Source organism: Candidatus Binatia bacterium, from assembly GCA_029243485.1.
In the GTDB taxonomy this organism is placed as follows: Bacteria; Desulfobacterota; Binatia; order UBA12015; family UBA12015; genus VGTG01.
Map to the genome: position 1 here is coordinate 1 of JAQWRY010000038.1, position 8,405 is coordinate 8,405.

Annotated in this window: 5 protein-coding genes; 3 read left to right on the plus strand and 2 right to left on the minus strand. The window is 67.4% G+C overall.

Translation table 11 applies throughout. From position 1 onward, the window contains the following. The first annotated feature begins 2 nt into the window (after positions 1-2). Positions 3-4,205 carry a carboxyl transferase domain-containing protein gene (locus P8R42_12265; protein MDG2305397.1) on the plus strand — a complete coding sequence of 1,401 codons (4,203 nt, stop codon included), beginning with the start codon at positions 3-5 and terminating at the stop codon, positions 4,203-4,205. A 398-nt stretch (positions 4,206-4,603) separates the two neighbouring features. Further along, positions 4,604-5,611, plus strand: a complete 1,008-nt coding sequence (locus P8R42_12270) for a DUF4325 domain-containing protein (GenBank protein MDG2305398.1) — start codon at positions 4,604-4,606, stop codon at positions 5,609-5,611. A gap of 216 nt (positions 5,612-5,827) precedes the next feature. Here the strand turns inward: P8R42_12270 and P8R42_12275 are convergent, their stop codons facing one another. Beyond that, positions 5,828-6,205, minus strand: coding sequence for a hypothetical protein (locus P8R42_12275; protein MDG2305399.1), 378 nt, complete (start codon positions 6,203-6,205; stop codon positions 5,828-5,830). Between the two features lie 222 nt (positions 6,206-6,427). On the opposite strand from P8R42_12275, the gene P8R42_12280 reads away from it, so the two are divergent. Next, positions 6,428-7,468 (plus strand): hypothetical protein, encoded by a 1,041-nt coding sequence (locus P8R42_12280; GenBank protein ID MDG2305400.1) that lies wholly within the window; start codon positions 6,428-6,430, stop codon positions 7,466-7,468. 39 nt (positions 7,469-7,507) lie between these two features. Here the strand turns inward: P8R42_12280 and P8R42_12285 are convergent, their stop codons facing one another. Then, complete coding sequence (locus P8R42_12285; GenBank protein MDG2305401.1) at positions 7,508-8,134, minus strand: hypothetical protein; 627 nt, start codon at positions 8,132-8,134, stop codon at positions 7,508-7,510. Positions 8,135-8,405 lie beyond the last annotated feature (271 nt).

The following is an 8,405-nucleotide window of genomic DNA, read 5'->3' on the forward strand; positions in this document are numbered from 1 at the left end:
CCATCGTCGGAGATCGGCATGGGCACGTGGTGGCCCTCGCGAGCAGCGAGTGCACCCGAGGACCGGAGGCCGGAGGCGGCATCGAAGAAGCCCCTCCGCCGGGCCTCGGGGCACGCGTCGTTCGGGCGACCTGCGACGCGGCCATTCGCGTGGCGGAAGCGGCGGAATACGTGGGCGTTGGAACGGTGCGCTTCGCCCTCGGTGGTGGGATGCCGCATTTCATCGAACTTCGTGCCGAGCTCCCCGCCGGGCATGCCGTGACGGAGGCCGTCACCGGACTGGATCTCGTCGAGCTGCAGATCCGGGTCGCGCGCGGCGCGAGCCTCCGCGGGTTGCAGCCGACGGCGCGCGGCGTTGCGATCGGCGCGTGCGTTTGCTCCTCCCCGCTGGGCACGGGTGTCCCGGCCCGCGTGGCGCGCTTCGAGCCAGCTCTCGGTGTGGGCATCCGCATCGACAGCGGCACCACGGTTGGTGCGTCGGTCGAACCCGGCTCCTCCATCGTGCGCCTGGTGGCCACGGGCGACACCCGGGCCGAGACGTCCGGCCGACTGCAGGCGGCCCTCGAGAGCACCGAGGTGATCGTGGAGCACGGCGGGACGAATCAGGCGCACCTCGTGGCGGCGCTTCGTTCCCTGCGGTCTACTCCGGAGCCCGAAGCGGTGGCCGAGGTGCGCGGAGACGCCGCACCCGAGGCGCTCGCCGCGGCGGCCCTGCTTCTCTACCGGCAGGAACGCGAGAGCGAGCGCCATAGGCTCTTCCGGGAGGGAACGGTATCCCCGGCCATGGTTCCGCCGCCCTGCGGACGCTCGGTGGATCTCACGATCAACGGTCTATGCCACTCGATCGACGTGGCCGAGGTGGCACCGGCGCGGTACCGGGCTTCGCTCGACGGACGCAGCATGGTCGTGAGCTGGGAGGCCGCCGACGCGCACTCGGGTCGCCTGCTCGCTTCCGACCGAGCCTTTCGGGTGTTGCACTACAGCACTCCTTCGTCCCTCTGGGTGGAGGTCGACGGCACTGCGTACCAGTTCGGGTTGCAGGACGTCGGTGAGCTGCGCGCTGCTCTCCCGGCTCTCGTGACCGCGGTTCACGTCGACGTCGGGCGCGTGGTGGAGGAGGGAGATGCAATCGCTGTTCTCGAAGCGATGAAGACCGAGATGGTGCTTCGGGCGCCCGTGGCCGGAACGGTCACTCACGTCGACGTCATTCCGGGTCGGCAGGTGTCTCCGGGCAACCGCGTGGCCCGCATCGAGCCGGGCCGTACCGGCGCGGAGGGCGCGCGAAGACAACGGCTCCGGAATCATCGAGAGGACCGGCGTACCCTGCTGGGTCTGCGTCGGGAGATCAGAAACGTGTTACTCGGCTTCGAGGTCGAGCCGGCCGTGACCGCCGACATCCTCGAGCGACTGAACGTGATGGGCGACGCGCGCAGCTCGACCGGCGCGGCCGTCGCGGTGCTGTGTGAGGAAGTGACTCTCTTCGCCGATCTCGAGGTCCTGTTCTCTCGAGCGCTGCGCTTCGACGACGACGCCGGCCGCAACCACGTGTCGAATGCGGAGCGGCTCTGGCGCAGCGTGGCCGATCTGGCATCGGGCCGCGAGGTTACCGGGGGTTTCGAGGGCCCGCTGCAAATCGCTCTGCGGCACTATGGGCTGAAGAGGCTGGAGCCCGGTCCCGGGCTGGAGCACGCGCTGCTCCGCCTCCTGGCGACCGCGCACTCGCGCGCGCGCCGGTGTGAGATGGTCGAGGCGGTGCTTCACCGGCTTGCGCGCGTAGGCTCGTCGCACCCGGCGCTGCGTCGGAACGACCACCTGAAAGGTGCACTCTCGCGTGTGGCGGAGTTGCGCGAGTTGGTGGGCGACGCACTCGCCGATCAGGCGTGCGAGCTCACGCACCTCCTCTACGAGGCGCCGCAATTGCGCCGACGCGCGAAGATCGCGGCCCCGCCGTCGGATGGGACCTGGTTGCAGGAGCACCTCGCGCGCCTCGACGCCTTCGTCCTGACCCGGCTGCCCACCGTCGCGCCCGTCCATTGCTTCCACGGGCAGGCCAGAGACGTAGTTGCCGACCGGCGCGTTCTGGTTTTCACTCGCGTCACCGGCGCGGCAGCTCCGGATGGCGGCCCATCTAGGGCTCTCGTTGCTGCCATCGAGCTCGCGCTCGGCTCCTCGACCCGGGCGCTCCGCCGGGCCCTCGACGAGCAGGGCTCGAACGCGCGGGTCGTGCGACGGATGCTCACGGTCGATGTGGAGCCGGTACTCGCGCTCGACGCTGCGGCGACCGACCGGCTGGTTGGCGCGATTGCGCCCACGACGCGCCGGCGCGGGATCGAGAGTGTGACTCTGCGGATTCGTTCGCGCGAGCACCGAGGCGCGCGGGAGCTCGTGGTGCGTACGCGCGTCGGATTCGGCGTCGTGAGCACGTGGAACGACGCCGCCGACCGGCCCATCGACGCGGCCGGCCCCTATGAACAACGGCTCGCCGTCGCTCATCGCCGCGGACTTCCCGACCCCTACGAGGTCGTGCGGCTCCTCGAAGGCGACTTTCAGGAGCTCGGTGTCCGAACGGATGGTCCGGCGGTGCTTCGGCCCGTCGGGCGGCGTCCGGGCGGAAACGAATGTTCGGTCGTGGTTGGGCTCCGAGCGTCTGCGACCGCCAAGGTTCCCGAGGGCCTAGAGCGGGTGCTGATCGTTTCCGATCCGAGCCACGCGATGGGTGCCATCACACCGTCGGAGTGCCGCCGCATCGTCGCGGCGCTGGACCTGGCCGAGGAGCGAGGATTGCCCGTGGAGTGGGCCCCGATCTCGAGCGGCGCACGGATCGCGATGGACAGCGGCACCGAGAATCTCGACGCGACGGCCGTGGTGGTGAAGCGCATCGTCCGCTTCACCCAAGCGGGCGGCGTAATCCACATCATCGTGAGCGGCGTGAACGTCGGCGGCCAGAGCTACTGGGATGCCTTGTCGACGATGCTCCCGCACACCAAGGGAGCGCTGGTGATGACGCCTGCCGGCTCCATGGTTCTCACCGGGCGCGCCGCACTGGGCGCCTCGGGCTCGGTCGCCGCTGAAGACGAGATCGCGATCGGTGGGTTCGAGCGGATGGCGGGCCCCAACGGCCAGGCCCAGTACTGTGTGCCCGATCTCCAAGCCGGGTTCCGCTTGCTCGACGAGCTGTATCGATACTCTTACGTCGTTCCCGGTGAAACGTCTCCGCGGCGCCATCGTACGACGGATCCCGACGACCGCGATGTGACGGTCTTCCCGTACGCCGGCCCCCGCACCGATGGCTTCCAGGCCGTCGGCGAGATCTTCGACGACGTCGCCAACCCGGGCCGGAAGCGGCCGTTCTCGATGCGCGCCGTGATGGACGCGGTCATCGATCAGGATGGCGGCCGGCTCGAGCGCTGGCGCGATTGGCGGGGGGCCGAGACGGCGATCGTCTGGGATGCGCATCTGGGTGGGGTTCCGGTCTGTCTGCTGGGGATCGAAGGAAAGAGCGTCCCGCGCGACGGCGCTCGGCCGGCGGACGGTCCGACCGAATGGAGCGGCGGCACGCTGTTCCCGAATGCATCGCGCAAGATCGCCCGGGCCTTGAACATCGCGAGCGGAAACCGGCCCGTGGTCGTCCTCGCCCACCTCGCCGGCTTCGACGGGTCGCCCGAGTCGCTCCGGTGTCTGCAACTCGAGAACGGCGCGGAGATCGCGCGCGCCGTCGTGAACTTCGAAGGCCCGATCGTGTTTCTCGTCGTGTCGAGGTATCACGGCGGCGCGTACGTCGTGTTTTCGCGAGAGCTGAACCCCTCCGTCCGGGTCGCGGCCCTCCACGGCTCGTACGCGTCGGTGATCGGAGGCAACGCCGCGGCCACGGTCGTGTTCACGCGCGAGGCACAGCGCCGGGCTCGGGCCGACCCAGAGGTGGTGCGGCTCTCGCAAGCCCTCGGCGCCTCCGGAAGTCGAGTGGATCTCGACCGCGCCATCGAGTCGGCTCGCGTCCGCGCCGAACGCGGGATCGCGGCGGAGTTCGACGCCGCGCACACGATCGAGCGTGCGCAGGAGGTCGGCTCGATCGGCGACCTCGTCCTTCCGACCGCGATGCGGCCGTACTTGACGGGAGTGTTGAAGGCCGCGTTGTGCGAAGAGCCGGGGCCCGGCGCCGAACGACGCGACGTTCTCTGCGCGCCCTCGGGCCGAGCGCTGGAGTGAGAGCGATGGGGTCGTGTTCAGGCCCAGCCCCGAGAGTTCGAACTCCAGTCGTGCTTCGATCGTCGAGGTCAGGCGGCGAGGCGCCGAACGACGCAGGTCGCGCAGTCTCGGACTCTCCAGATACGAGGGTCAGCGATCGCGACGTGCGACGCCCAGCTTCCGGAGCTGGACGTCAGCTGATTCGCCCGCTCAGGCCACAGCTCTCACCTAAACGAGGGACAAGGCCCACCGCACTCCATGAAAGGGGCGGACCGGTGAGAGCCGGAGCGCGTTCGATTCCGTCTGCTGTGTTGGAATCGTTCGGGTGAGCCAGGCCCCGCTGGCGCGTCCGGAACCTGAGGTGATTCGGTGATAATTGCATTGGGTAGATGAGGTGATTAATATATAATCGTCTCACAATGAGCCCGGATCCCACAAAAACCGTGCGCCAACTGCTGGAGGAGCAACCCGAGATCGCCAACCGGGATCTCGCCAAGTACCTGGGTGTTTCCGCCGCGACGAGCCACCGGATGCTGCAGGGCCTGGTCCTGACGGGAATTCTTGAGCGTCGCGGACAGGGGCGTTCGACGTTTTACCGCCTCCGTCCCATCCGGCGACGGTTCCCGCTCGGCTCCGCCAAGGAAGACGAGGTCTGGAGTCAGGTGTCGGAGCAGATCTCGCGAACCCGCGTTCTCGGCCGGACCGAAGACCAGGCACTCCGCTATGCCGCTACCGAAGTCATCAACAACGCGATCGATCACTCCGGTGGCAAGCGGCTCAATGTCGAAGTCGACTTCGAGGGCCGAGCCACCACGGTGACGCGTGTCATCGACGACGGCGTCGGGGTGTTCCGCAAGGTGTGCGACGACTTTGGCTACCGCTCGACCAAGGACGCGATCATCCAGCTCGAAAAGGGGAAGCTCACCAGCGATCCCTCAGGTCATAGTGGAGAGGGTTTGTTCTTCAGCTCCAAGGCGGTTTCGCGTTTTCGCCTGGAGAGCGACGGGGTCGCGTGGGTCGTCGACGCCATCGCTGGCGACAGCGGTATCGGCCCGAGCGGGGTGAAGCGCGGAACACGAGTCGTCCTCGAGGTCGTTCGAGGCGAGACGCCACGGCTGCAGGACGTCTTCGCGGCCTACACGAACCCGGAGACGATGCGCTTCATGAAGACCCGCACGACGATCTCTCTGAGCTCCTTCGGCCTCTCCCTCATCTCGCGATCCGAAGCGAAGCGAGTGACGGCGCGTCTCCGCGAGTTCGAGCACGTCACCCTCGACTTCACCGGGGTCGAGGTCGTCGGACAGGGGTTCTGCGACGAAGTCTTCCGGGTCTTCGCGTTGCAACACCCCGAGGTCACGCTCGACCCCGTCGGCATGAATGAGATGGTGGAGTTCCTCGTGCGTCGCGCACGGGCTCGCTCGGAATAGGCCCTTGTCGGGGGCAACGTCCCAGCGAAGGACGCGCTGCTCGCGCCTCGGAGGACGAAACTCGCCCGGTGGGCGGGCGGATGCCACACGCCGGTCGTCCCGATCCAGGGTGCGCGTGCCATGCCCAAAGGGAGGAGCCTCTCCTCGGTGCCAGGTGATCTGCGACATCCAGCTTCCCAAGCTGGATGTCGGGGGCTCTGTTCTCGTTCGGTCGTCCTACCGGTACACCCGAAGCCCTTGCCCGTACGGGTTGTTCGGGCTCTCGGCGCCGTAACGGCTTCCGTATTGCCCGTACGGATTCGTGATGCTGTCGGGGCTGTACTCACTACCGTAGCGCCCGTAAGGGTTCGCGACGCTATCCGGGTCGTAGGGGTTCGCGTTCAGATTGCCGCGGAAGCCGCCCTCGCTGTCGTAGAGCTTCGGGCTCGTCCCCGAGGTGCCGTACGGGTTGTCGAACGTGCCGTCGGGGTAGGTGCGTTTCGGGCCGGCGTATGGGTTCGCAGACAGGTTGCCCATGTAGTCGGTCTGGGCGTGGGTCGGGGCAGCGAAGGCGACGAGAACGGTCGCGATCGTTGCGATGAGGATGCGGGGCATCGTGGCTCTCCTTTCAGCTTCGCGCTCGGGGGCGCGCGTCCGGGGTGTGCATTCGATGTAAACCGCCGGGGCGACACAGGGTGTCGCAGGAACTGCGCCCCAGTCCGGAACGAACGTCCGACACGAGGTTTCCCGAGAAAGACGTGCATCGCGACACAGGTTGACGTGACAGCCCGGCTAGTTTCGTCCCAGAGTGACTCAGGCACGGTTGGAGGTGAGCGGATGCGGACGGGGGTAGTGGTGAGCGCGCGAGTGCTCTGCGTTTCGGTGCTGTTGCTGTGGGCGAGCGGCGTACAAGCCAAGCAGAATGAGTGCGACGGGCTGTACTACGGCTTCGGTGGCCCGAAGGACCTCGAGGCCGCGTACGAGTGCTACGCGGAGCGAGCGGCCGATCCCGAGAACGAGGAGAGCTACGAGACCGTCATGCAGGTCTTGATGATCCTGAACGGCGAGGGGACCGACGATGGGCTCGATCTCGCGGAAGAGATCCTGCGGCGTGCCCACCGCCTGCCGGGACACCGGACGATCTGGGGGTACGCAGGATCGGTCTCCGGGGTCTTCCGGCAGGAGGGCCTGGAGCAGATCGAGTTGTTCGAGGTGTTCGTCCACGAGCGACGTACCGAGGCCGCGCCTGCCGAAGGCTGGCCGAAGCTCGTGTACTGCGACGCCATAATAGGGAGAGGGGAGCTGGAGTGTCCGGGGATCCTCTCGGCTGTAGCCGAGGCGAATGACGACAATCTCGCCGCGGCGGTTCGAGCGAAGCTCCCGCGCGGGGCGCTCGCTTCGTTTGAGCGCCTTCGACGTGCGTTCGAGGCCTACGAGGAACAGGAGACGGAGCGGATCTTGCTCGCATGGCACGGCGGCTCGGGTGCGGGAGTTGCCGCCGGGCTGCACCAGCAAACGGTGCGGGATCGGTTCAACGCCACCTGCAGACGAATCTTGCTCGAGGGCGATATCGTTGCGCCCGATTCGCAGCCTCTCGGGCAGAAGCACTCGCGAATTGCGCAGCTCGTCGACCAAGCCAAGGAGCCTCAGATGGAGGTGATCTGGGGCCAGGAGCCGGAGTATCAGAAGCGGATGCGAGCCAGGTGGACGAAAGTGGCGGACGGCACGCAGCAGACCTGGAAAAAGTACCGCGGCGCTTGGATCGCGCTCATTCGAGAGTTGTTTTCGCCGAGCGAGGTCGACGGGGCTGTGAAGAGATTTCGGCAGCTGCTGGCCAGTCAGCGGCTGAAGGATCTGGGGTGGTCCGAGGGGAGGTAGCGCGGGCCCGAGGCTGTCGATGGTTGAGGCGTGAGTTATTCATCGCCGCACCAACTCGGGGAACCCCTCGTACTCGGCGCCGTGCAGCCCGGGAGCGCTCTCGGCAGTTTCGGTTGGCAACGTGCGCGGCTCGCCCTTCTTCCCGAACTTCGCTTCCGCCTGGCGCACGGGCCGGTCGCTCCATGTGAGATTGAAGGTCCCGGTCGAGAAGAAGCGCAGGTGGGAATACGGCAGATGGTCGTGGATCCACCAGGCCATCGCTTGCCAGGTTACCTGACCGCGCTCGTGGCGGCGCTGGAACCACGGGATGAGCAGGGTCGCGCACGCACCCATCCGCCCCTCAGCGTCGCGTTCGTCCCAGATGTGCCGCGCGCGGTTGCTCTCGCTGCTGCCGCAGTTGTGTTTCTTCTGATTGCAGAGGTCGTTCAGTGAGCGCGATCGGTAGCCGGAGCGAATGACGATGCGGCCGAAGGTCGCGTTGAGGGGTTCGAGGAGGTTCTCGCTGAGGCCTCGGCCTGCCGCGATTGCGAGGTCGCTGTCCGACGGGATGTTCTTGACGCCGTAGTGGGCGGCGACCTCGCTGTAGAGGAACTCGCGGAGGAAGAAGTTGGCGGAGAGGGGGATGCGGCCGAGGTCGCCCAGGCCGGAGTAGGTGTTGGGGTTCATGGGGGCGCTATCGTGCCGACGGGGAATGGCGGCGGTCCATGCTGGGGTTGGTCGTTGCCATCCTGGAGCTCCATGTCGGTTGGGTGTGGGAGCGGCTTGGTGCGAGACGCTGCTGTCTGAGGGGAGGCGAAGCTATCGCCTGTGAGCGGGGGCATCAAACCATGGGCGCGCCTGGGGGCGTTCCGGGGTCGAGGCACTGAACATCGGTTTGAGATGATCCCTGGGGCGGGAACGAGAGGTGGGTCGAGCCGGGATTGGGAGGTGGGACACC

Excerpts from the sequence above, each read along its gene's own strand:
- P8R42_12275 (MDG2305399.1), bottom strand. The coding sequence starts at position 6,205 with ATGCCCCGCATCCTCATCGCAACGATCGCGACCGTTCTCGTCGCCTTC.
- P8R42_12270 (MDG2305398.1), top strand. The coding sequence starts at position 4,604 with ATGAGCCCGGATCCCACAAAAACCGTGCGCCAACTGCTGGAGGAGCAA.
- P8R42_12285 (MDG2305401.1), bottom strand. The coding sequence starts at position 8,134 with ATGAACCCCAACACCTACTCCGGCCTGGGCGACCTCGGCCGCATCCCC.
- P8R42_12280 (MDG2305400.1), top strand. The coding sequence starts at position 6,428 with ATGCGGACGGGGGTAGTGGTGAGCGCGCGAGTGCTCTGCGTTTCGGTG.